Here is a 23800-nt window from a genome sequence, read left to right as displayed (position 1 = left end):
ACTGGTCACATGTCCGAACCGACCGGTGCCGCCCGCCGACGCGGGCCCTTCGAGGTCGGGGACCAGGTTCAGCTCACCGACCCCAAGGGCCGCCACTACACGTTCACGCTCGAAGCCGGGAAGAATTTCCACACCCACAAGGGTTCCTTCCCGCACGACGAGCTGATCGGCTCTCCCGAGGGCAGCGTTGTCCGTACCACGGGCAACGTCGCCTACCTCGCGCTGCGTCCCCTGCTCCCCGACTATGTCCTGTCCATGCCCCGCGGCGCCGCCGTGGTCTACCCCAAGGACGCGGGCCAGATCCTGGCCTTCGCCGACATCTTCCCCGGCGCCCGCGTCGTGGAAGCAGGTGTGGGCTCCGGCTCCCTGAGCAGCTTCCTGCTGCGCGCCATCGGCGACCAGGGCATGCTCCACAGCTACGAGCGCCGCCCGGACTTCGCCGAGATCGCCACGGCCAACGTCGAGCGCTACTTCGGCGGCCCGCACCCCGCGTGGCAGCTGACCGTGGGCGACCTCCAGGACAACCTGTCCGACACGGACGTCGACCGCGTGATCCTCGACATGCTCGCCCCCTGGGAGTGCCTGGAGGCCGTCTCCAAGGCGCTGGTCCCCGGCGGCATCCTCTGCTGCTACGTGGCCACCACCACCCAGCTCTCCCGGACCGTCGAATCCATCCGCGAGTTCGGCTGCTACGCCGAACCGCAGCCCTGGGAATCGATGATCCGCAACTGGCACGTCGAGGGCCTCGCCGTCCGCCCGGACCACCGGATGATCGGCCACACCGGCTTCCTCGTCACCGCACGCCGCCTCGCGGACGGCGTCGAGCCGCCCATGCGCCGCCGCCGCCCCTCCAAGGGTGCCTACGGCGAGGACTACGACGGCCCCGGCAGCGGCTCCGGCTCCAAGTCCGCGGCCCCCGCCGAACCCGCGGCCCCCGCGGCCGGCGACCGCGACTGAACCACCGGGCGACCGGCCCGCACGGGCCACCCAACACACGGACGCCGTGGCGCAGTTCCCCGTACGATCCGGGAACTGCGCCACGGCGTCTTTTCGTTGCCCCGATACCGGCTCGGCCGGCCCGGACCCGCCCGTTCCACTCCGATGTGAGGTGTGGCACGATGCTGGCTCCCCGTCACCCTTCGCACAGGAGACACCCCGCGTGCCGCACAGCACCGCCGAGTCGGCGCCGACACCGCACACCCCGGCGCACCACCGGGCCCGGCCCGTCCACTGGCTCGCCACCGCCTCGGCCCTGGCCGCCGTCATCGCCGGCGCGGGACTCCTCCAGCCGAGCCAGGCCACCGAAGCCGGGGCCGGGCCGGCGGGCCCCGCGTCGGCCACGCCCTCCCCCCGGCCCGCGAACGGCCCCCAGGCGGCCGCTCCCGACGCGCACGCGATCGCGTACCCCCTGGACTGCAAAGGGGCCCCGCAGGCCGTCACGGCCACCGCCGAAGGCGACCTCGACGGCGACGGCCGCCCCGAGACCGTGGCCGCCGTCCGCTGCGACGCCGGCTCCGGAACCCCGCCGCACGCGCTCTACGTACTCGCCCAGGACACCGCGAAGGACGCGAAGCCCCGCGTCGTCGCCACCCTGCTCGAAGCGGGCCGCAAGCAGACCGCCACCGACGTCACCGTGCGCGGCGGACTCGTCACCGCGACGCTCCTCGGGTACTCCTCACCCGAAGTGCCCCGCTACAGCCCCGACACCAAGCAGCTCGCCAAGTGGCGCTGGACCGGCGGAAAATTCCGCCAGGAGCTTACGGACTCGTCCGCCACAGGTGTTTGAACCTTCACTGCGCGTCGGGACCGAAGACTTCCACCCTGTCCGAAACCCGCCTCACGTGGATGCAGTCACCGGGACATTCCTTCGCGGAATCCACCACGTCCTGGAGCAGGACCAGCGGAACCGGAGTCGTCGCCCCCGCCTCCACGAGCAGCTCGTCCGCGGGGCTCTTCACGTACGCCAGACCGTCGATGTCCAGCTCGAAGACCTCTGGGGCGTACTGAACGCAGATCCCGTCGCCCGTACAGAGGTCCTGGTCGATCCAGACCTCGAGTGGTTCTCCGGCCTCGCCCGAGCCCACGGTCCGGTCGCTGGGTGCCCCCTGCTGCACGGTCATATCTCCTGCCGTTCCCTGCGGTGAGTGATCCATCCCGGACACAACTCGCGACAAGTCGCACGAGCTCTGACGGGTGTTGAACACTTCGACCTTACAACCGGCTGCTTTCCGATGTTGATGGGTGGGTATTTCCTTGGGGTGAGGGAGTACGCAAGGGTGAAGATCGGACACACCCCTACCGTCTTTGTGATCTAGGGGTTTCAATCACCACCAGCCCAGGTAGGGTCAGAAAGCGTCCAGCTCCCCTTGGAGGAGGTGAGGACCGTGGCAGCCCACGACGACGACATCAACCGCGGCATCCGGCCCGGGCGAGGGTCTGAGGACCCCGCCGGCCAGGTTGCCTATCTCGAGCAGGAAATCGCCGTCCTGCGACGTAAGCTCGCCGACTCTCCGCGACACACGAGGATTCTCGAAGAGCGGATCGTCGAGCTCCAGACAAACCTGGCAGGCGTATCCGCCCAGAACGAGCGTCTGGCGAATACCCTGCGCGAGGCCCGCGACCAGATCGTGGCCCTCAAGGAAGAAGTCGACCGGCTCGCACAGCCGCCGGCCGGCTTCGGAGTCTTCCTGCAGTCCAACGAAGACGGAACCGTCGACATCTTCACCGGCGGCCGCAAGCTCCGAGTGAACGTGAGCCCCAGCGTCGAACCGGAAGACCTCCGGCGCGGCCAGGAGGTCATGCTCAACGAAGCCCTCAACGTGGTCGAGGCCATGGCGTACGAGCGGGCCGGGGACATCGTCACCCTCAAGGAGATCCTCGAGGACGGCGAGCGCGCCCTGGTGGTCGGGCACACCGACGAGGAAAGGGTGGTGAGGCTCGCCGAGCCGCTCCTGGACGTCACCATCCGCCCCGGCGACTCCCTGCTGCTCGAACCCCGCTCCGGCTACGTCTACGAGATCGTCCCCAAGAGCGAAGTCGAAGACCTCGTCCTCGAAGAGGTCCCGGACATCGACTACGACAAGATCGGCGGCCTGGGCGACCAGATCGAACTGATCCGCGACGCCGTCGAGCTCCCCTACCTCTACCCGGACCTCTTCAAGGAACACGAACTGCGGCCCCCGAAGGGCATCCTGCTCTACGGCCCCCCCGGCTGCGGCAAGACGCTCATCGCCAAGGCCGTGGCCAACTCCCTTGCCAAGAAGGTCGCCGAGGTCACCGGCCGCCCCACCGGCAAGTCCTACTTCCTGAACATCAAGGGCCCCGAGCTCCTCAACAAGTACGTCGGCGAGACCGAGCGGCACATCCGCCTCGTCTTCCAGCGTGCCCGGGAGAAGGCGAGCGAGGGCACCCCCGTCATCGTCTTCTTCGACGAGATGGAATCCCTCTTCCGCACCCGCGGATCAGGCGTCAGCTCGGACGTGGAGAACACCATCGTCCCTCAGCTGCTCGCCGAGATCGACGGCGTGGAAGGCCTGGAGAACGTCATCGTCATCGGCGCCTCCAACCGTGAGGACATGATCGACCCGGCCATCCTGCGTCCCGGCCGGCTCGACGTGAAGATCAAGATCGAGCGTCCGGGTGCCGAGGCGGCGAAGGACATCTTCGCGAAGTACCTCAAGGCCACGCTGCCCCTCCACTCGGACGACCTGTCCGAGCACCAGGGCTCCACGGCCGACACCGTCCACAGCATGATCCAGACCGTCGTCGAGCAGATGTACGCCGAAACCGAGGAGAACCGCTTCCTCGAGGTCACGTACGCCAACGGCGACAAGGAAGTCCTCTACTTCAAGGACTTCAACTCGGGCGCGATGATCCAGAACATCGTGGACCGTGCGAAGAAGATGGCCATCAAGGCCTTCCTCGAGCACAAGCAGCGGGGCCTTCGCGTCGCCCACCTCCTCCAGGCCTGCGTGGACGAGTTCAAGGAGAACGAGGACCTCCCCAACACCACCAACCCCGACGACTGGGCCCGAATCTCCGGAAAGAAGGGCGAGCGGATCGTATTCATCCGCACACTCGTCACCGGAAAGCAAGGCGCGGACACCGGACGCTCCATCGACACGGTGGCCAACACCGGCCAGTACCTCTAACGAAGCGGGCCGGCTGCGGGAGCCCGCCAGGGCACCCGCAGCCGGCTGTTTTACCGACTGCTCTTTTCAGCCGGTGACCGGTCGAATTCAATGACCGAAATGATCTCCCCACCAGCGCGGAGTGGTTCTAGGCTCTTCCGTACCGCAGGTCGCGCAGTGCGGGGACGGGCACCGCACACGACGCATCGGAGCACCAGCGGTACTTGAGCGCCGCTCCCGCACGGGAGCGCCGCCGGGCAAGGAGGGCCGCATGACCGTACGGCGAGTAATGGGGATCGAGACGGAGTACGGGATCTCCGTCCCGGGGCACCCGAACGCCAATGCCATGCTCACCTCGTCCCAGATCGTCAACGCCTACGCGGCGGCGATGCACCGGGCGCGACGCGCCCGCTGGGACTTCGAGGAGGAGAACCCGCTGCGGGACGCCCGCGGCTTCGACCTCGCCCGCGAGGCCGCCGACAACAGCCAGCTCACCGACGAGGACATCGGCCTCGCCAACGTCATCCTCACCAACGGCGCACGCCTCTACGTGGACCACGCCCACCCCGAATACAGCTCGCCGGAGATCACCAACCCGCTCGACGCCGTCCTCTGGGACAAGGCCGGCGAGCGGATCATGGCGGAGGCGGCCGTCAGGGCCGCCCAGCTGCCCGGGGCCCAGCCCATCCACCTCTACAAGAACAACACCGACAACAAGGGCGCCTCCTACGGCACGCACGAGAACTACCTGATGAAGCGGGAGACCCCCTTCTCGGACATCGTGCGCCACCTCACCCCCTTCTTCGTCTCGCGCATCGTCTTCACCGGAGCCGGCCGCGTCGGCATCGGCCAGGACGGCCGCGAACACGGCTTCCAGATCAGCCAGCGCGCCGACTACTTCGAAGTCGAGGTCGGCCTCGAGACCACCCTCAAGCGCCCCATCATCAACACCCGCGACGAACCCCACTCGGACGCCGAGAAGTACCGCCGGCTCCACGTGATCATCGGCGACGCCAACCTCTCCGAGATCTCCACCTACCTCAAGCTCGGCACGACCGCACTCGTCCTGTCCATGATCGAGGACGGCTACATCAACGTCGACCTCGCCGTGGACCAGCCCGTGCGCACCCTGCACCAGGTCTCGCACGACCCCGACCTGCACCACCTGATCACGCTGCGCAGCGGCCGCACGCTGACCGCCGTACAACTCCAGATGGAGTACTTCGAGCTGGCCAGGAAGTACGTGGAGGAGCGTTTCGGCTCCGACGCGGACGAGCAGACCAAGGACGTACTGGCCCGCTGGGAGGACGTGCTGGGCCGGCTGGAGACCGACCCGATGGGCCTGTCCGGGGAGCTCGACTGGATCGCGAAGCGGGAGATCCTGGAGGGCTACCGGCGCCGGGACGGACTGGGCTGGGACGCGGCGCGGCTGCACCTGGTGGACCTGCAGTACGCGGACGTGCGGCCGGACAAGGGGCTGTACAACCGTCTGGTGGCCCGGGGCAAGATGAAGCGGCTGCTGGACGAGGCCGCGGTGGAACGGGCGCAGGGCAAACCCCCGGAGGACACCCGGGCGTACTTCCGGGGCCGCTGCCTGGAGCAGTACGCGGACGACGTGGCCGCGGCCTCCTGGGACTCGGTGATCTTCGACCTGCCCGGCCACGACTCGCTCCAGCGGGTCCCGACGCTGGAACCGCTCCGGGGGACGAGGGCCCACGTGAAGGAGCTCCTGGACCGGTGCCGGACGGCGCAGGACCTGGTGCGGGTGCTCTCGGGGCGCTGAGGCCTTTCCGGTACCCGGCGCGGGGGCTGAAAGGTCCTCGGCCCGGGAATCATGAACACATCCGGACGTTATGAAAGTACCGGGACGGATGTCGGGCCCTCCTTGTAGGGTCCGACGTAGAGTCTGATCTTGAGGGATCCCGAATTCGCGGGGTCTTTCGACGTGAGCGTGCGAACCGAGCGGGGTGAGCTAGACATGGCGACCAAGGACACCGGCGGCGGACAGCAGAAGGCGCAGCGCTCGACCGAGGAGGTCGAGGAGGCTGCGGTCGAAGAATCGACCGACCTCAAGGAGCGACAGGAAAAGCTCTCCGACGACGTCGACTCGGTGCTCGATGAAATCGATGATGTGCTCGAGGAGAACGCCGAGGACTTCGTGCGGTCCTTCGTTCAGAAGGGTGGAGAGTGATTTCACCTTCAAATCGAAGGTGACGCTCTTCGGGGAGGGTGAGTGTCGGAGGTTGGCAAGCGGTGTGCTCGGTGTGAACTGATCAAGCCGCTCGATGCATTCGCTTCTAACCGTGCGATGCGCGACGGCCTGCAGTGCTACTGCAGGCCGTGCGCAGCCGAGTATCACCAGCAGCGGCAAATAGCTAAGGGGAAGAATGTGCGTCCCCGGGTCGAAGCCCCGGTGGGGCACAAATGCTGCCGTCGCTGCAAGGAGATCAAGCCGCACTCGGAATGGGACCGGAACAAGCGGGCCTCGGGCGGGTTGTCGACTCGTTGCAAGCCGTGTCGGGCGGTCGAGAGCCGAGCGCACCATCTCAAGCGCTCGTACGGCATGACCGAGGCCGACCGTGACGAGATGGTCGCGGAGCAGGGCGGAATCTGTTTGATCTACAAAAAGCGTCCGGCGATACATGTGGATCACTGCCACACCACGGGTAAGGTCCGGGGCGTACTTTGCTTCAACTGCAACACGGCCATCGGCAAGTTGGGAGACGATCCCGACACAGCCCGCAGGGTCGTCTCATATCTGGAAGGAAACCTGTGGAACCCAACACTCGTAGCACAGGGCGTCTACCGGCAGCCTTCCTGACGCCGGGGTCGTCGTCCTTCATGGACTTCCTCGGGGCTCACCAGCCCGAGATGCTCCCGGGCAACCGGAAGCTGCCCGACGGCGTCATCGAGGCGCCGCACGGGACGACCATCGTGGCCGCCACCTTCCCCGGCGGCGTGGTCCTCGCCGGTGACCGGCGGGCGACCATGGGGAACATGATCGCGCAGCGGGACATCGAGAAGGTGTTCCCGGCGGACGAGTTCTCCGCCGTCGGCATCGCCGGCACCGCCGGTCTGGCCGTGGAGATGGTGAAGCTGTTCCAGCTGGAGCTGGAGCACTTCGAGAAGGTGGAGGGGGCGACCCTCTCCCTCGAAGGCAAGGCGAACCGGCTGTCCACCATGATCCGGAGCAACCTGGGCATGGCGATGCAGGGTCTGGCCGTGGTCCCTCTCTTCGCGGGGTACGACGAGGCCAAGGAGCGGGGCCGGATCTTCTCCTACGACGTGACCGGCGGCCGCTCCGAGGAGCACGGCTTCGCCGCGACCGGTTCGGGATCGATCTTCGCCCGGGGCTCGATGAAGAAGCTGTACCACTCCAAGCTGACGGAGGAGGAGGCCACGACGCTCGTCGTGCAGGCGCTGTACGACGCCGCGGACGACGACTCGGCCACCGGCGGCCCGGACCTCTACCGCCACATCTACCCCATCGTCACCGTCATGACGGACGAGGGATTCCGCAGGCTGACCGACGAGCAGTCCTCGGAGCTGGCCCGCAAGATCACGAACCGCCGGCTGGAGCAGCCCGACGGTCCGCGCGCCGCCCTGCTCTGACCTCTGACCTCCTCGTCGTCCAGAAGAAAGGGACGGAAAGCCGGTGTCGACTCCGTTCTACGTGTCACCCCAGCAGGCCATGGCCGACCGGGCGGAATACGCCCGCAAGGGCATCGCGCGCGGTCGCAGCCTCGTCGTGATCCAGTACGCCGACGGCATCGTGTTCGTCGGTGAGAACCCCTCTCGCGCACTGCACAAGTTCAGCGAGATCTACGACCGGATCGGCTTCGCGGCCGCCGGCAAGTACAACGAGTACGAGAACCTGCGGATCGGCGGCGTGCGCTACGCCGATCTGCGCGGATACACCTACGACCGTGACGATGTGACGGCCCGTGGGCTGGCGAACGTCTACGCGCAGACGCTGGGCACGATCTTCTCCAGCGCCGGCGAGAAGCCGTACGAGGTGGAGCTGGTGGTGGCCGAGGTCGGTGCCACGGCCGCGGGCGACCAGATCTACCGGCTGCCGCACGACGGGTCGATCGTGGACGAGCACGGTTCGGTGGCGGTCGGCGGGAACGCCGAGCAGATCAGTACCTACCTCGACCAGCGGCACCAGGACGGGATGACCCTGTCCGAGGCGTTGAAGCTGGCCGTCCAGGCCCTGTCGAGCCAGGCGAACGGTACGGACAAGTCGATTCCGGCGGAGCGGCTGGAGGTGGCCGTGCTGGACCGAACGCGGGATCAGCAGCGCAAGTTCAAGCGGATCCGCGGCCGGCAGCTGGCGCGGCTGCTGGAGGCGGACGTTCCGGCGGCGGCCCAGGCGGACGCCGTGTCCAACGACGAGGCTCCCGAAGAGGAAGCCGAGTAGCCGGGCAGAGGTTCGTCGTGCGTGGGAGCGCCCCTGGCCTTCGGGCCGGGGGCGCTTTCGCGTGTCCGGGGGCTCAGGTGGTCGGTGCCGGGCCCGAGGAGTCGCGGACGACGAGTTCGACGGGGAGGTCGGCGGCGGTCCAGGGGGAGCCCTCGAGGACGGCGAGGAGGGCGGTCATGCCCTGCTCGCCGATGCGCTCGGCGGGGAGCCGGACGGTGGTGAGTTCGGGTTCGACGGCGGTGGCGAGGGCGAGGTCGTCGAAGCCGGTGACGGAGAGGTCCTCGGGGACGCGCAGGCCGAGGCGGCGGGCGGCCTTGCAGGCTCCGGCGGCCAGGATGTCGTCGTCGCAGACGATGGCGGTCGGGCGGGCCCCGGGGGTGGTCAGGGCGGCCTCGGCGGCCGTACGGGCGCCGTCCACGGTGAGGGGGGACCGTACGGTGCGCAGCTCGGTGGAGGGGCCGAGGAGGGCGCTCAGGGCTCCGGCGCGGACGTCGAAGGTCCAGGAGTCGACGGCGGAGGCGAGGTGGAGGAAGCGGCGGTGGCCGTGGGCGAGGAGGTGTGCGGTGACCTGGCGCATGCCGTCGGCGATGGCGAGGTTGACGTGGGCGGCTGCGGTGCCGGCGGTGGGGTCGCTGTCGAGCATGACGAGGGGGAGCCCGTCGCCGCCGAGGGCTTCGAGGGCGCCGGCGGCCATGGAGGAGGCGATGACTCCGTCGAGGGCGGCGCGGGCGGAGGCGAAGGGGTCGCGGGCGGGGCCGGTGCCGTCGGGGGAGGGGTAGAGGACGACGCCGAAGCCGTGTCGTGCGGCGACGCGGGCGGCGCCGGTGTAGACGCGGGCGAAGAACTCGTTGGTGAGGGCGGGGACGACGAGGAGGGCGGTGCGCGTGGAGCCGAGGCGGAGGTTGCGGGCGGCGAGGTTGGGGCGGTAGCCGAGGTCGGTGGCGGTCCGGCGGACGGTGTCGGCGGTGCGCTCGGAGACGCGGCCGCGCCATTTGTCGCCGAGGACGAGGGAGACGGTGGCCTGGGAGACCCCGGCGGCGGTGGCCACGTCGCGGCTGGTGGGTCTCGTCACACGATGCTCCCGGAGTGCGAGGTCAGGGGGGTGCGGGGGGTCCGGCGGGGTGGTGCGGTGTGGACCGCCGGGATGGGGCCATGGTACGTATGACCCGTCGCGTTATACGTATTACCCCGGTCGGAACCGGGCAGAAGGGGGCGGACATGGCCGCGGGTTACGCGGAGCTGCTCAGGACCCGGCACGCCGCGAGGCTGCTGGTGGGCACGCTCATAGGCCGGCTGCCGAACGGCACGGGGCCGATCGCGATCGTGCTGTTCACCCGGGCCGAGGGGGGCAGTTACAGCCTGGCGGGCGCGCTGGCGGCGGTGTACGGGGTGGCCAACGCCGTGGGCCAGCCGCTGCTGGGGCGGGCGGTGGACCTGTACGGGCAGCCGCGGGTGCAGCTGCCGGCCGCGGTCCTCTCGGCGCTGGGCATGGTGTGGCTGGCGTTCGCGGGGACCGGGTCGGCGGTCGCGGCGTACGGGGCGGTCGTGGTCGCGGGGCTGTTCACGCCGCCGCTGGAGGGCGGGCTGCGCGCCTTGTGGCCGAGCGTGCTCGGCGGCAAGGAGGAGCGGGTGCACACCGCGTACGCGATGGACGCGGTGGCGCAGGAGGTCATGTTCACGGTGGGGCCGCTGCTGGTGACCCTGTTCGTGGCGCTGTGGGATCCGGCGGCCGCGCTGCTGGCCATCAACGCGATCGGGGTGCTCGGGGCGCTGTCGGTGGTGGTGTCCGAGCCCTCCCGTGCGTGGCGTTCGGCGCCGCGCGAGGCCCACTGGCTGGGGGCCCTGCGGTCGCGGGGGCTGCTGGCGCTCCTGGCCGCCTTCTTCTTCGTGGGGACGGCCCTGGGGTCGATCACGGTGGCGGGTGTGGCGTACGCCGACGGGCACGGGGGCCAGGCGGTCTACGGCTGGCTGATGGCGGCGCTCGGCCTGGGCGCGCTGGTGGGCGGCGTGTTCTACGGGTCCCGGCAGTGGCCGGGGGCGGCCGAGCGGCGGCTGCGGCTGCTCGTGGGGCTGCTGGCGGTCTGTTACCTGCCGCTGGTGCTGGTGCCGGGCCCGGTGGCGATGACGGCGCTGACGGCGCTGGCGGGGGTGTTCCTGGCGCCGGCGATCGCGTGCGCGTTCATCGTGGTGGACCGGCACGCTCCGGCGGGGACGGTGACGGAGGCGTTCTCGTGGCTGGTGACGTTCTTCGGCGTGGGGGCGGCGATCGGTACGGCGGCGGCCGGTCCGTCGGTGGAGGCGGGCGGTACGGCGGCCGGTTTCGCGGTGGCGGGGGTGGCCGGGTTCGCCGCGCTGGTGGTCCTGACGGCCACTCAGCGGGTGCTGGGGCGTCCGGCCGCGGGCGGTGCGGTGGCGGGTTCCCCGGAAAATGATCGGAACGACGCTCGCGAACTCGGTTTCAGAACAGAGCAGAAGGCGTAATGTTCAGTCATGGACCGCCGCATTTTCGGGCTGGAGAACGAGTACGGCGTCACGTGCACGTTCAGGGGACAGCGCCGACTGTCTCCTGACGAAGTGGCGCGCTACCTCTTCCGCCGTGTTGTGTCATGGGGCCGCAGCAGCAATGTCTTCCTGCGGAACGGCGCCCGCCTCTACCTCGACGTGGGTTCGCATCCGGAGTATGCAACTCCCGAATGCGACAACCTGATCGAACTGGTCACCCACGACAAGGCCGGCGAGCGCATTCTCGAAGGCCTGCTCGTCGACGCCGAACGCCGCCTGCACGAGGAGGGGATCGCGGGCGACGTCTATCTGTTCAAGAACAACACCGACTCGGCGGGCAACTCGTACGGATGCCACGAGAACTATCTGGTGGCCCGGCACGGGGAATTCTCGCGGCTCGCGGACATTCTCATCCCGTTCCTCGTCACGCGTCAGCTGATCTGCGGTGCGGGCAAGGTGCTGCAGACGCCCCGGGGCGCGGTCTACTGCGTGAGCCAGCGGGCCGAGCACATCTGGGAGGGCGTCAGCTCGGCCACGACCCGCTCGCGGCCGATCATCAACACGCGTGACGAACCGCACGCCGACGCCGAGCGCTACCGCCGTCTGCACGTGATCGTGGGCGACTCGAACATGTCCGAGACGACCATGCTGCTCAAGGTCGGGGCGACCGATCTGGTGCTGCGCATGATCGAGGCGGGCACGGTGATGCGGGACCTGACGCTGGAGAACCCGATCCGGGCGATCCGTGAGGTCAGTCACGACATCACCGGTCAGCGCAAGGTGCGGCTGGCGAGCGGCCGGGAGGCCTCCGCGCTGGAGATCCAGCGGGAGTACTACGACAAGGCGGTGGACTTCGCCGAGCGCCGGGGCATCCGTACCGGTGTGGTCGACCAGGTGCTGGAACTGTGGGGCCGCACCCTCGACGCGATCGACGCGGAGGACCTGGACCGGATCGGCACCGAGATCGACTGGGTCATGAAGTACCAGCTGATCGAGCGGTACCGGGCCAAGCACAACATGACCATGTCGAATCCGCGGGTGGCTCAGATAGACCTCGCCTACCACGACATCCATCGCCGGCGCGGGCTGTACTACCTGCTGGAGCGCAAGGGGCAGGCGGCGCGGATCTGCAACGACCTCAAGATCTTCGAGGGCAAGTCGGTGCCCCCGCAGACGACGAGGGCGCGGCTGCGCGGTGACTTCATCCGCCGTGCGCAGGAGCAGCGCCGGGACTTCACGGTCGACTGGGTGCATCTGAAGCTCAATGACCAGGCGCAGCGGACGGTGCTGTGCAAGGACCCGTTCCGGTCGGTGGACGACCGGGTGGAGAAGCTGATCGCGGGGATGTAGGAGCCGCCTTCGCCCGCCGTCGCGGTGTGTGACGTGGCACTGATCTGAGACAGGGCCCCGTACGAATCTCGTACGGGGCCCTGTGCACGCCTTAGAGTGGCGGCGACCTATGTGCCGTCTGAGATCTGAGGAACACGTGCGCCGACTTGCCGGCCTGCTTGTCGTACCCCTTCTGCTGCTTTCGACAGCGGCTTGTGGTGACAGCGGCTCCGAGATGAAGAACGGGGCGCCCGCGATCACGAAGGGTGCCAAGTTCGGAGAGACTCCCACCCTGGCGAAGGGGTCGGGTACCCCGCCGAAGGAACTGAAGGTGGTGACCATCAGCGAGGGCGACGGCCCGGTGCTGAAGAAGGGCGACGTCGCCCAGGTCAACTACGTCGGTCAGGTCTGGGACGGCAAGGAGCCGTTCGACCAGAGCTTCGGCAAGGGCAAGCCGTTCGACGTGACCATCGGCGCGGGCCAGGTCATCAAGGGCTGGGACCAGGGCCTCGAGGGCAAGAAGGTCGGCAGTCGTCTGGAGCTGGTGATCCCGCCGGACCTGGGCTACGGCGAGCAGGGCTCGGGCGAGAAGATCAAGCCGAACGCCACGCTGGTCTTCGTCGTGGACATCGTCAAGGGCACCTCCATCCCGCCGTCGGCCACGGGCAAGGAGGTCGCGCAGGACAACAAGGACCTCCCCAAGGTCGGTACGAACACGGACGGCAAGGAAGTGGCCGTGACCGTCCCGAAGGACGTCACGCCTCCGGCCAAGCTCGTCTCGAACTACGTGCTCGAGGGTGACGGCGCGGTCGTCAAGGACACCGACAACGTCGTGGTCAAGTTCAACGGCAAGACGTGGAAGGACGACAAGACCTTCGAGAGCACGTACGCCACCGACCAGTCGGTGACGTGGCCGATGGAGCAGCTTTCGGTCAAGGGCCTGAAGGAAGGCCTGGTCGGCAAGAAGGCCGGCAGCCGCGTCCTGCTGGTCATCCCGCCGGACATGGGCTTCGGCGACAAGGAGCAGGGCACCATCCCGGCGAACTCGACGCTGGTCTTCAGCCTCGACATCCTCGCGGTGATGTAAGACTGTCCCGGTTGTCCCCCTGTTCGTACGTTTGAGGAGCAGTACCGTGAGCGACAAGCTCGAGAAGCCCGAGATCGATTTCCCCGACGGCCCGGTCCCCGCCGACCTCGTCATCGAGGACATCTGGGAGGGTGAGGGCGCCGAGGCCAAGGCCGGTTCCCTCGTCTCCGTCCACTACGTGGGCGTGGCCTTCTCCACCGGTGAGGAATTCGACGCGTCCTGGAACCGCGGCGCCCCGCTGCAGTTCAAGCTCGGTGTCGGCCAGGTCATCTCCGGCTGGGACCAGGGCGTCCAGGGCATGAAGGTCGGCGGCCGTCGCAAGCTGACGATCCCGGCCCACCTCGCGTACGGCGACCGTGGCGCCGGCGGCGCCATCAAGCCGGGCGAGACGCTGATCTTCGTGTGCGACCTGGTCAACGCCTGATCGCCGCGCCGTGAAGCCGTTGGGCCCCCGCCGGAAGGCGGGGGCCCTCGCTTTTGCCCTGGACCCGTGGGGCGGTACGGTCACGGTCACGAGGGTGCACGCGGGTGCACGCGGGCGCGTCGCGGTACGTGCGTGCGGGGGCGAGAAGGGCGGATGGGCGTCGATGGCGATTGCCAAGGCCGAGCGGCTGATGAATCTGGCGCTGTGTCTGCTGGGGACCCGTCGGCCGCTGAGCAAGCGCGAACTGCGGGGTTCCATCGAGGCGTACATGGAAGCCGGGAACGACGAGTCCTTCAACCGGATGTTCGAGCGGGACAAGGACGACCTCCGGGAGCTCGGCCTCGTCATCGAGACCGTCGAGAACCTCGAGGGCGACACCGGCTACCTGGCCCGCCGTGACAGCAACAGGCTCCCGCCCGTCGCCCTGGACGCGGAGGAGGCCGCGGCCCTCGGGCTCGCCGCGAAGGTATGGCAGCAGGCCCGCCTGGCCGGGGCCGCGAGCGGCGCCCTGCAGAAGCTGCGCGCCGGGGGCATGCCGGAGGCCGGGGATCCCTACGAGGGCCAGCACAGTGCCATCGAACCGCGGATCCCGGTCCACGAGGCGGCTTTCGAACCGCTGATGCTGGCCTGCCGCGACCGCCGCCCGGTCGTCTTCGACTACCGCAGGTCCAATGCGGCCCGGCCCGAGAGCCGTCAGGTCGAGCCCTGGGCCCTGGAGTGCTGGCGGGGCCACTGGTACCTGGCCGGGTTCGACCGCGACCGCGGGGCGGAGCGGGTGTTCCGGCTCTCGCGCATCACGGGGAAGGTCCGTTCGCGCGCGGCCGCGTACACCGCCGAGGTCCCGGACGTGGTGACCGTACGGGAGACCGTGGCGAGCTGGGCCGGGGAGGGCGCGAAGCGCTCCGCGCTGATCCGGCTGCGGGCCGGGGCGGGCTATCCGCTGCGGGCCAAGGCCACCGCCCTGCGCGAGAGCGCGGGCGGGGAGGGCTGGGACGAGCTGGAGATCCCGTACGGGCACGGGCTCGACGCCTGGCTGGTGGAGTTCGGCCCCGACGTGGTCGTGATGGAGCCCGCCGATCTGCGGGCCGACGTGGTCGACCGGCTGCGTGCCGTCGCCCAGGGCTGACCGGCCCCGTCCGTTCCCGTAGACGGTCCATTCCCGTAGAACGTGCCCTGAGGGGGAGACGTACCAGCATGGCTGCCAACGCCATCGACCAGACGCGCCGGATGCTTTCGCTGGTGACGTACTTGCGCGAGCGCCCCGGCGCTCACATCGCGGACGTCGCCCGCGCGTTCGGGATCACCGAGGACGAGCTGATCTCGGACCTCGACGTGCTTCCCATGTGCGGGACCAGTTTCCGCGGCGGGGACCTGCTCGACATCGACACCGACGGGGAGCGGATCTGGTGGCGCAATCCCGACGCCTCGGGGGAGTCCACCGCGGAGCCGCTGCGGCTGGCGGCCGACGAGGCGACCGCGCTTCTGGTCGCCGCGCGCGCGGTGGCCACGCTGCCCGGGCTGCGCGAGAGCGACCGGGACGCCCTGCTGCGGGCCACCGCCAAGCTGGAGGCGGCCGCCGGTGAGGCGGCCGGGGCCAGTGCGCGGCTCTCGGTGACGTTCGAGTCCGAGGGCGGGGTCTTCGCCGACGTGGACCGGGCCATCGCCGAGCGGCGGCGGCTGTGGCTGCGCTACTACTCGCCCGCGCGCGACGAGCTCACCGAGCGCGAGGTGGACCCGATCCGGCTCTTCGCCGTGGGGCACACCTATATGGAGGGGTGGTGCCACCTCTCGGAGGCGCGGCGCACCTTCCGCCTGGACCGGGTGGCCGAGATCCGTCTGCTCGACGAGCGGGCGGACCCGCCGGCCATCGAGCCCCGGGACCTGTCGGAGGGCCTGGTCCAGCCGGCCGCCGAGGACCCGGAAGTGGTGGTCGAGGTGGGTCCGGGCGGGCGCTGGGTCGCCGAGTACTACCCGCACGACAGCGCCGAGGAGCTGGCCGACGGGGGCTTGCGGATCACCCTGCGCAGCCCTGATCCGGCCTCGCTGCGCCGGCTCGCGCTGCGGCTGGGCCGGGAGGGGCGGATCGTGGCCCCCGTGGAACTCGCGGACAGTGCGCGGCGGGCCGCCCGTGAGGCGCTCGCCGCGTACGAGGACCGCGCCGCCGGGGAACGGGTCTGAGGGGGCTCCGAGCGATGTCGCCGATGTCAGGGCCGGGGTCGCCGCAGGTGCCGGAGCGAGGGGGGCCGGGCTCGCCGGACGCACGGGGCGGCCCGGGTGCGCCGGGCTCGCCGGACGTGCCGGGTGTGCGGGATGTTGCGGTCGTTTCCGGTGCTCCGGACGTCTCCGACGCTCCGGTCGCCTTCAAGGCGGCCTGTCCCGAGTGCCGTGCCCGCTTCGAGCTGGACGCGGGGGACCTGCGGCTGGCCATCGGGGGCAGCCGGCGCACCACCTTCTACTCCTTCACCTGCCCGGAGTGCGGGATCCAGGTCCGCAAGCCGGCCGGTGAGCGCATCGTGGAGCTGCTGACCGGTGGCGGCGTGAGCACCCTGCGCAGCGTCTGACGCGTGCGGTGGCCTAGGCTCTTCCCATGCTGTGGCCGATGATCGCAATCGCTCTGGGCTTCCTCGGGCTCGCCGTCCTCGCCGTCCTCGCGGTGCGCGTCTTCGTGGAGGTGCGCAGGCTCTCGGGTCAGGTGGCGGACGCCGGACGCCGGATCGCGGACGCCTCGGGCGACCTGGAGCGGGCGGCGTCCGACCTGGCCCGGGCCGGACGGGTCGTACGGCCATAGCCATGGTGGGACAACCGTCGTACTGTCTGACCACGCAAGCGGTCGTACCCCGGGGGATTGCCCGGCGTTTACCCCCGGGGGTTACGATCCATGTCAGAGCGGTCGACGGATTTCGGTCCGGGCCGTCTGGCCACCACAACCAGCCGTTTCGGTGAGAAGGAAGACACACATGATCGGCAATTTGAAGCCCCTCGAGATCCTCCTGATCGTCGCCGTGATCTTCCTGCTGTTCGGTGCCAAGAAGCTTCCCGACATGGCCCGCTCGCTCGGCAAGTCCGCCCGCATCCTCAAGAGCGAGGCGAAGGCGATGAAGAAGGAGGGAGAGGCGGAGGACGCTTCCACCGCCGCTTCCGTCGCCGACCAGGCCGGCCAGCAGCAGGCCGCGGCCCCGCGCACGATCCAGGCCTCGCCCGGTGACGTGACCAGCGCCCGGCCCGTGAACGAGCCCAACCACACCACTCAGGGCTGACTCCCGCCGGTCGCGGTCGCGCCAGTCATCTGCAACGAGACAAGGGACGTGGGTTGCTCAAGTCTGCCCGCAAGCAGGAGAACAAGGGCCAGAAGGCAAAGGACGCCGCAGGGCGGATGCCTCTCGTCGAGCACCTGCGTGAGCTGAGAAACCGGCTGCTGAAGTCGGTCCTTGCGATCCTCGTGATCACCATCGTGGCCGCGTTCTTCTACAAGGACCTCATCGACTTCGTCATGAAGCCGATCCTGGACTCGGTCGGCTGCACCAACGGCGTCGTCAAGCTGCCCAACGGGCGTCCCTGCGCCGACATGACGGTCAACGGCCTCATCGCGCCGTTCTCCATCGCCCTGAAGGTCTCCCTGACCGCGGGCGTGGTGCTCGCCGCCCCGGTGTGGCTCTACCAGCTGTGGGGCTTCGTGGCCCCGGGGCTGCACAACCACGAGAAGAAGTACGCCGTGGGCTTCGTGGCGGTCGGCGCTCCGCTGTTCGGCGCGGGCGCGGTCCTCGCGTACAAGGTCCTGCCGCAGACCGCCGTGATCCTGCTCGACTTCACCCCCGAGAACGCGCGCAACCTGCTGCCGGTCGACGACTACCTCGACCTGATCACGCGGATGGTCGTCGTCTTCGGCCTGGCCTTCGAGCTGCCGCTGCTGCTGATCCTGCTCAACGTCACCGGCGTGCTGACCGCGAAGCGGCTCGCGAGCTGGTGGCGCGCCATGGTGCTGGGCATCACGATCTTCTCCGCCTTCGCGACGCCCACCGGCGACCCGCTGACCATGCTGTCGCTGGCCGCGCCGATCGTCGCCCTGTACTTCGTCGCGCTCCTCGTCTGCTTCCTCAACGACCGCAGGCGCGCGCGGAACGACCCCGACGCGGCTCTGGACGACGACGAGGCCTCCGAGCTGGACCTGACGCCCGCGGAGCTCGGCGAGATCGAGTCCGTGCCGGCCGCAGGCTCGCTGCCCGAGCAGACCGACGGCGGACGCCGACGGATCAACGGCTACGACGACGCCACCTGATCGACGCACGCGGATCCCGGCAGGTACATTCCCGCACGTGAGTGCTGAGATCACCCTCTTCGTCAATCCCACCGCCGGACGCGGCCGGGGCGCGCACGCCGCGCAGCCGGCCGCTTCCGCGCTCCGGGACGCAGGATTCTCCGTGCGGACCGTCGTGGGGGCCGACGCCGCGGACGCGCTGGCCCGCCTGCGCGACGCCGTCCGCGAGGGCACCGGCGCCGTCGTCGCGGTCGGCGGAGACGGCATGGTCTCCCTCGCGCTCCAGGCCGTGGCGGGCACCCCGGTCCCGCTCGGGGTGGTCGCGGTGGGCACCGGGAACGACTTCGCGCGGGCTACGGGTCTGCCCGTGAGGGATCCCGCGCGGGCGGGGCGGCTGGCCGCCGAGGCCCTCAAGGGGGGCCGGATCCGGGACCTCGACCTCGGCCGGGTCGACGGGGGCACCTGGTACGGGACCGTGCTGTGCTCCGGCTTCGACTCGCGGGTCAACGACCGGGGCAACCGGATGCGGCTGCCGGCCGGCCGGTTCAAGTACGACCTGGCGATGATCGCGGAGCTGGCCGCCTTCCGCCCCTTCCGCTACCGGATCGCCCTCGACGACGGACCGGCCTTCGAGACCGAGGCCACGCTGGTGGCCGTGGGCAACGGTTCCTCCTACGGCGGCGGCATGCGCATCTGCGCGGACGCCCAGCCGGACGACGGGCTCTTCGACGTCACCGTGGTCGGCGACTGCAGCCGCACGACCCTGCTGAAGGTGTTCCCGCGCGTGTACCGGGGAACGCACCTGTCCCACCCGAAGGTCACCGTCCACCGGGCGGCGAAGGTGACCCTGGAGGCGGCCGGCAGCACCGCCTACGCGGACGGCGAGCCGCTCGGCGCCCTGCCCGTGACCGCCGTGTGCGTCCCCTCCGCCCTGCGTCTGCTGGGGTAGCCGCGCAGGGGCCGGGGCCCGGCCGCGCACGCTCCGGGCTCCTCATAAAGATCGCGACTGTTGTCAGGGGTGGCGGGTAGGCTCGATGACAAGATGACCGAAGAACTCTCACCCGCCGAGCGGTACGCCGCTGCCCGGATCCGTGCCGCCGAAGAGGCCACCGCTCTGGCGCCCTTCCGCGAGATGTACGAATTCGACCTGGATCCGTACCAGATCGAGGCCTGCAAGGCACTGGAGGCCGGCAAGGGCGTCCTCGTCGCCGCCCCGACCGGCTCGGGCAAGACGATCGTCGGCGAGTTCGCCGTGCACCTCGCCCTCCGACAGGGCCGCAAGTGCTTCTACACGACGCCCATCAAGGCCCTGTCGAACCAGAAGTACGCCGACCTCGCCCGGCGCTACGGCGCCGACAAGGTCGGCCTGCTCACCGGTGACAACAGCGTCAACTCCGAGGCTCCCGTGGTCGTCATGACCACCGAGGTGCTCCGCAACATGCTGTACGCGGGCTCGCAGTCGCTGACCGGGCTGGGCTACGTCGTGATGGACGAGGTCCACTACCTCTCCGACCGGTTCCGCGGGGCCGTCTGGGAGGAAGTGATCATCCACCTCCCCGAGTCGGTGACCCTGGTCTCCCTCTCCGCGACCGTCTCCAACGCCGAGGAGTTCGGCGACTGGCTCGACACCGTGCGCGGCGACACCGAGGTGATCGTCTCCGAGGAGCGGCCGGTACCGCTGTGGCAGCACGTCATGGCAGGCCGCCGGATCTACGACCTCTTCGAGGAGGAGTCCGATCACGGTGGCCGCGGCTCCGCGCGCCGCGAGGTCAACCCCGATCTCCTGCGGATGGCGCGCGAGGAGAACACCAGCCGGTACAACCCCAAGGACCGGCGGCGCGGAAAGATGGTCCGCGAGGCCGACCGCGAGCGCGAGCGGCGCTCCCGCGGCCGGATCTGGACCCCCTCGCGCCCCGAGGTCATCGCCCGCCTGGACGGCGACGGGCTGCTGCCCGCCATCAACTTCATCTTCAGCCGGGCCGGTTGCGAGGCCGCCGTGCAGCAGTGCCTGTACGCGGGGCTGCGGCTCAACGACGACGCCGCGCGGGTCAAGGTCCGCGAGATCGTCGAGGAGCGCACCGCGGCGATCCCCGCCGAGGACCTCCACGTCCTCGGGTACTACGAATGGCTCGAAGGCCTGGAGCGGGGCATCGCCGCGCACCACGCGGGCATGCTGCCCACGTTCAAGGAGGTCGTCGAGGAACTGTTCGTACGGGGCCTGGTGAAGGCCGTCTTCGCCACCGAGACCCTGGCGCTGGGCATCAACATGCCCGCGCGCACGGTGATCCTGGAGAAGCTGGTCAAGTGGAACGGCGAGCAGCACGCCGACATCACCCCCGGCGAGTACACGCAGCTCACCGGCCGGGCCGGGCGGCGCGGGATCGACGTCGAGGGTCACGCGGTGGTGCTGTGGCAGCGGGGCATGGACCCGGCGGCCCTGGCGGGGCTCGCCGGTACCCGTACGTATCCGCTGCGTTCCAGCTTCAGGCCCTCGTACAACATGGCCGTCAACCTGGTCCAGCAGTTCGGGCGGCACCGCTCGCGCGAACTGCTGGAGACCTCCTTCGCGCAGTTCCAGGCGGACCGCTCGGTCGTCGGGATCTCCCGGCAGGTGCAGCGCAACGAGGAGGGCCTGGAGGGCTACCGGGAGGGCATGACCTGTCACCTCGGAGACTTCGAGGAGTACGCGCGGCTGCGTCGCGACCTCAAGGACCGCGAGACGGACCTGGCCAAGCAGGGTGCGGCGCAGCGCCGGGTGCAGGCGGCCGGTTCGCTGGAGAAGCTGAAGCCGGGCGACATCATCCACGTGCCGACGGGCAAGTTCGCCGGGCTGGCCCTGGTGCTGGAGCCGGGCGTGCCGCCCGGCCGGTCCAACGGGCACCGCGGGCACGAGTACACCGAGGGCCCGCGTCCGCTGGTGCTGACGGCGGAGCGGCAGGTCAAGCGGCTCGCCGCGATCGACTTCCCGGTCCCGGTGGAGCCCATCGAGCGGATGCGGATCCCCAAGACCTTCAACGCGAAGTCCCCGCACTCGCGCCGGGACCTGGCGTCGCAGCTGCGCGTCAAGGCCGGGCACATCCCGGTGGAGCGGCACAGCCGCGGCCGGGCGGCGGCGGCCGACGACCGGGAGATCGCGCGGCTGCGCACCGAGTTGCGCGCGCACGCGTGCCACGGGTGTGACGAGCGCGAGGACCACGCGCGCTGGGCGGAGCGCTACCACCGGCTGCAGCGGGACACGCGGCAACTGGAGCGGCGCATCGAGGGCCGGACGAACACCATCGCCCGTACCTTCGACCGGATCCACGCGCTGTTGACCGATCTGGACTATCTGCGCGAGGACGAGGTCACTCCGCACGGCCGGCGGCTCGCCCGGCTCTACGGTGAGCTCGACCTGCTGGCGTCGGAATGCCTGCGGGCGGGCATCTGGGAAGGGCTGAGCCCGGCCGAACTGGCCGCCTGCGTCTCGGCGCTGGTCTTCGAGGCGCGGCAGTCCGACGACGCGGTCGCGCCGAAGGTGCCGGGCGGCGCGGCGAAGGCGGCGCTGGGCGAGATGGTCCGCATCTGGGGCCGGCTCGACGCGCTGGAGGAGGAGCACGGCATCAACCAGACGGAGGGCGTGGGCCAGCGCGAGCCCGACCTCGGTTTCGCGTGGGCCGTGTACCAGTGGGCTTCGGACAAGGGCCTGGACGAGGTGCTGCGCGAGGCCGAGATGCCGGCCGGTGACTTCGTGCGCTGGTGCAAGCAGGTCATCGACGTGCTGGGGCAGGTCGCGGCCGCCGCGCCGTCCTCCACGGCCCCGCCGTCCTCGCAGGGCGGCAGCACGGTGGCGCGCAATGCGCGCAAGGCCGTGGACGCGCTGCTGCGGGGTGTGGTGGCCTACAGCTCGGTGGGCTGAGAGGGCTTGTCGCTTCCTCCACACGTAGGCATGGCCGGATCTGACCTCTTGCCAAGATCGATTCGGCGTGTCCTGTGCGACGATCGGGCCATGACTGGGGGAACGGGAGAGGGCCCGAGACGGGTCGGTCGGCCGCGCGCCGACCAGGTGCGGCCGGACAGTGGCCGGCCGCCGCGCGAGGAACTCCTCTACGCGGCGGCCGAGCTGTTCACGGTCAGGGGGTACGCGGCCACCACCACGCGGGCGGTGGCCGAGCGGGCCGGAATGCGCCAGGCCACGATGTACCACTACTTCGGCGGCAAGGAGGAACTCCTCGCCGAACTCCTGGAGTCCACGGTCTCGCCCTCGCTGGCCCTGGCCCGCCGGCTGCTCGGCGAACCGGACCGGCCGGCCGGCCGCCGGCTGTGGGAGCTGTGTCGTTCGGACGTGCTGCTGCTGTGCGGCGGGCCCTACAATCTCGGCGCGCTCTACCTGCTGCCCGAGGTGGGCGGGGCGCGGTTCACCCGCTTCCTGCGGATGCGCCTGGAACTCAAGGACGCCTACCAGGAGTTGCTCGACCGGGCTTGCGCCGCGTCCGAACCGGCCGCGGACCGGGCCGCGCTGGTGCTCCGGGGCGACCTCGTCTTCGGCCTCATCGAAGGCGTCATGCTCGTCCACCGCGCCGATCCGGCGCGTCCCGTGTCCGCCTTCGCGGAGGCCACCGCCGACGCGGCGCTGCGGATCGCGGGCATCGCCGGCTAGTGGGGGCCCCGCCCGGCCCCCGTCCCGGTTCCGGTACCGGTACCGGCGTCCGTCCCGTCCTCGCCTTCCCAGCCGGCCCGGTCCTCCCAGGCGCGCAGGGTGAGGCCGCTCTCGATCCGGTGCGCGGTCCCGGTGACGGGATCGGTGAACTCCAGCGTGCGGGCGAGGAGTTGCAGCGGCCGACGGTAGTCGTCCGGCGCCGGATCGCGGACCGCCGGATAGACCGGATCGCCCAGGATCGGCAGGCCGAGGCTGTTCATGTGCACCCGCAGCTGGTGGGTGCGCCCGGTGTGCGGAGTCAGCCGGTAGCGGCCCAGGTCGCCCCTGACGCCGATGAGTTCGGCCAGGGTCTCGGCGTTCGGCTCCGCGCCCTCGACCTCCACGGCCGCCATCACCCCGCGGACCTTCTCGATGTGGCTGCGCAGGGTCCGGGGGAACTCGACCGCCGGGTCGTGGGGCGCGAGCGCCTCGTACTCCTTGCGGATCCGCCGCTCCTGGAAGAGCAGTTGGTAGGCGCCCCGGTCCTCGGGGCGGATGCTGAACAGCACCAGTCCGGCGGTCATCCGGTCCAGGCGGTGTGCCGGGCTGAGCGCGGGCAGGCCGAGCTCCACCCGGAGGCGGGCCAGGGCCGTCTGGAAGACGTGGCTTCCGCGCGGGGTGGTGGCCAGGAAGTGCGGCTTGTCGGCGACCAGCAGGTGCTCGTCCCGGTACACGACCCCGATCGGGAAGGGCACCACCGGCTCGGGCGGCATGTCCCGGTGGAACCACAGGAAGGCCCCCGGCTCGTACGGGTCCCCGGGTCCCAGGACCCGTCCGCCGACCCCCAGGACCCGGCCGTCCCGGAGCAGCCGGGCCATGGACTCCTCGCCGCGGGTGCCCTCGTAGCGCGCCGCGAGGTAGGAGCCGAGATCCGGCCACGTGCCCTGCGGGTCCGGGGGCAGCCGCATGCGGACCGGGTCGATGCCGTCGATCTGGGGCAGGGGCGGGTCGGGGATGTGGGATCTGCGTTTCATCGGG

General features: G+C 70.1%; 24 protein-coding genes. 21 read left to right on the top strand and 3 right to left on the bottom strand.

Annotated elements, in window-relative coordinates; all coding sequences use genetic code 11:
- Positions 1-9: 9 nt before the first annotated feature.
- The gene (locus tag ABZY44_RS24490) at positions 10-957 is read left to right on the top strand and encodes a tRNA (adenine-N1)-methyltransferase (RefSeq protein WP_356657265.1); all 948 of its coding nucleotides are present in this window, start codon (positions 10-12) and stop codon (positions 955-957) included.
- 202 nt (positions 958-1159) lie between these two features.
- Positions 1160-1786: a hypothetical protein gene (locus ABZY44_RS24485; RefSeq protein WP_356657263.1), complete on the top strand. Its 627-nt coding sequence runs from the start codon at positions 1160-1162 to the stop codon at positions 1784-1786.
- Between the two features lie 4 nt (positions 1787-1790).
- On the opposite strand, the gene ABZY44_RS24480 is transcribed toward ABZY44_RS24485, so the two are convergent.
- Positions 1791-2120, bottom strand: coding sequence for a ferredoxin (locus ABZY44_RS24480; RefSeq protein ID WP_356657261.1), 330 nt, complete (start codon positions 2118-2120; stop codon positions 1791-1793).
- 264 nt (positions 2121-2384) lie between these two features.
- Here ABZY44_RS24480 and arc point away from each other — a divergent pair, with 264 nt between their 5' ends.
- The 6 genes from arc (at position 2385) to prcA (ending at position 8550) form a co-directional block, all read left to right on the top strand.
- Positions 2385-4151, top strand: coding sequence for a proteasome ATPase (gene arc / locus ABZY44_RS24475; RefSeq protein WP_356657259.1), 1767 nt, complete (start codon positions 2385-2387; stop codon positions 4149-4151).
- Positions 4152-4401: 250 nt separating this feature from the next.
- On the top strand, positions 4402-5913 hold the full coding sequence (dop, locus tag ABZY44_RS24470) for a depupylase/deamidase Dop (RefSeq protein ID WP_356657257.1): 1512 nt from the start codon (positions 4402-4404) through the stop codon (positions 5911-5913).
- Between the two features lie 195 nt (positions 5914-6108).
- Positions 6109-6321 carry a ubiquitin-like protein Pup gene (locus ABZY44_RS24465; RefSeq protein ID WP_030294332.1) on the top strand — a complete coding sequence of 71 codons (213 nt, stop codon included), beginning with the start codon at positions 6109-6111 and terminating at the stop codon, positions 6319-6321.
- A 117-nt stretch (positions 6322-6438) separates the two neighbouring features.
- Positions 6439-6951: an endonuclease VII domain-containing protein gene (locus ABZY44_RS24460; RefSeq protein WP_356657283.1), complete on the top strand. Its 513-nt coding sequence runs from the start codon at positions 6439-6441 to the stop codon at positions 6949-6951.
- The gene (gene prcB / locus ABZY44_RS24455) at positions 6903-7742 is read left to right on the top strand and encodes a proteasome subunit beta (RefSeq protein WP_356657255.1); all 840 of its coding nucleotides are present in this window, start codon (positions 6903-6905) and stop codon (positions 7740-7742) included. Before ABZY44_RS24460 ends, prcB begins: the two co-directional genes overlap by 49 nt.
- 43 nt (positions 7743-7785) lie before the next feature.
- Positions 7786-8550 carry a proteasome subunit alpha gene (gene prcA, locus ABZY44_RS24450; RefSeq protein ID WP_356657253.1) on the top strand — a complete coding sequence of 255 codons (765 nt, stop codon included), beginning with the start codon at positions 7786-7788 and terminating at the stop codon, positions 8548-8550.
- 73 nt (positions 8551-8623) lie between these two features.
- Here prcA and ABZY44_RS24445 read toward each other — a convergent pair whose 3' ends face one another.
- On the bottom strand, positions 8624-9622 hold the full coding sequence (locus tag ABZY44_RS24445) for a LacI family DNA-binding transcriptional regulator (protein WP_356657251.1): 999 nt from the start codon (positions 9620-9622) through the stop codon (positions 8624-8626).
- 146 nt (positions 9623-9768) lie between these two features.
- Here ABZY44_RS24445 and ABZY44_RS24440 point away from each other — a divergent pair, with 146 nt between their 5' ends.
- The 13 genes from ABZY44_RS24440 to ABZY44_RS24380 all read left to right on the top strand — a co-directional run bounded on the left by ABZY44_RS24440 (position 9769) and on the right by ABZY44_RS24380 (position 22783).
- Complete coding sequence (locus tag ABZY44_RS24440; protein WP_356657249.1) at positions 9769-11031, top strand: MFS transporter; 1263 nt, start codon at positions 9769-9771, stop codon at positions 11029-11031.
- A gap of 9 nt (positions 11032-11040) precedes the next feature.
- Entirely contained in the window at positions 11041-12402 is a 1362-nt protein-coding gene (pafA, locus tag ABZY44_RS24435) for a Pup--protein ligase (protein WP_053678744.1), read from the top strand.
- Between the two features lie 136 nt (positions 12403-12538).
- Positions 12539-13468: an FKBP-type peptidyl-prolyl cis-trans isomerase gene (locus ABZY44_RS24430; protein WP_356657247.1), complete on the top strand. Its 930-nt coding sequence runs from the start codon at positions 12539-12541 to the stop codon at positions 13466-13468.
- A gap of 46 nt (positions 13469-13514) precedes the next feature.
- Positions 13515-13892 carry an FKBP-type peptidyl-prolyl cis-trans isomerase gene (locus ABZY44_RS24425; protein WP_356657245.1) on the top strand — a complete coding sequence of 126 codons (378 nt, stop codon included), beginning with the start codon at positions 13515-13517 and terminating at the stop codon, positions 13890-13892.
- Between the two features lie 163 nt (positions 13893-14055).
- On the top strand, positions 14056-15018 hold the full coding sequence (locus tag ABZY44_RS24420) for a WYL domain-containing protein (RefSeq protein ID WP_356657243.1): 963 nt from the start codon (positions 14056-14058) through the stop codon (positions 15016-15018).
- Between the two features lie 68 nt (positions 15019-15086).
- Positions 15087-16070: a WYL domain-containing protein gene (locus ABZY44_RS24415; protein WP_356657241.1), complete on the top strand. Its 984-nt coding sequence runs from the start codon at positions 15087-15089 to the stop codon at positions 16068-16070.
- 125 nt (positions 16071-16195) lie between these two features.
- Positions 16196-16453 carry a hypothetical protein gene (locus ABZY44_RS24410; RefSeq protein WP_356657239.1) on the top strand — a complete coding sequence of 86 codons (258 nt, stop codon included), beginning with the start codon at positions 16196-16198 and terminating at the stop codon, positions 16451-16453.
- 26 nt (positions 16454-16479) lie between these two features.
- The gene (locus ABZY44_RS24405; protein ID WP_356657237.1) at positions 16480-16680 is read left to right on the top strand and encodes a hypothetical protein; all 201 of its coding nucleotides are present in this window, start codon (positions 16480-16482) and stop codon (positions 16678-16680) included.
- 169 nt (positions 16681-16849) lie between these two features.
- Positions 16850-17149, top strand: a complete 300-nt coding sequence (gene tatA, locus ABZY44_RS24400) for a Sec-independent protein translocase subunit TatA (RefSeq protein ID WP_356657235.1) — start codon at positions 16850-16852, stop codon at positions 17147-17149.
- 53 nt (positions 17150-17202) lie between these two features.
- Positions 17203-18168: a twin-arginine translocase subunit TatC gene (gene tatC, locus ABZY44_RS24395; RefSeq protein ID WP_356657233.1), complete on the top strand. Its 966-nt coding sequence runs from the start codon at positions 17203-17205 to the stop codon at positions 18166-18168.
- A 37-nt stretch (positions 18169-18205) separates the two neighbouring features.
- Positions 18206-19096, top strand: a complete 891-nt coding sequence (locus tag ABZY44_RS24390; protein ID WP_356657231.1) for a diacylglycerol kinase — start codon at positions 18206-18208, stop codon at positions 19094-19096.
- Between the two features lie 93 nt (positions 19097-19189).
- The gene (locus ABZY44_RS24385; RefSeq protein WP_356657229.1) at positions 19190-22042 is read left to right on the top strand and encodes a DEAD/DEAH box helicase; all 2853 of its coding nucleotides are present in this window, start codon (positions 19190-19192) and stop codon (positions 22040-22042) included.
- A 90-nt stretch (positions 22043-22132) separates the two neighbouring features.
- A complete protein-coding gene (locus ABZY44_RS24380) occupies positions 22133-22783 on the top strand; it encodes a helix-turn-helix domain-containing protein (protein WP_356657227.1) in 651 nt (216 codons plus the stop codon).
- On the opposite strand, the gene ABZY44_RS24375 is transcribed toward ABZY44_RS24380, so the two are convergent.
- Positions 22780-23796 carry an RluA family pseudouridine synthase gene (locus tag ABZY44_RS24375; RefSeq protein ID WP_356657225.1) on the bottom strand — a complete coding sequence of 339 codons (1017 nt, stop codon included), beginning with the start codon at positions 23794-23796 and terminating at the stop codon, positions 22780-22782. The two genes, ABZY44_RS24380 and ABZY44_RS24375, sit on opposite strands and share 4 nt — an antisense overlap.
- Positions 23797-23800 lie beyond the last annotated feature (4 nt).

The sequence above is a fragment of the Streptomyces sp. NPDC006544 genome (genome assembly GCF_040611715.1).
Taxonomy (GTDB): Bacteria; Actinomycetota; Actinomycetes; order Streptomycetales; family Streptomycetaceae; genus Streptomyces.
Note: the sequence above shows the minus strand (reverse complement) of the source record. Positions and strands in the feature narration are given on the sequence as shown.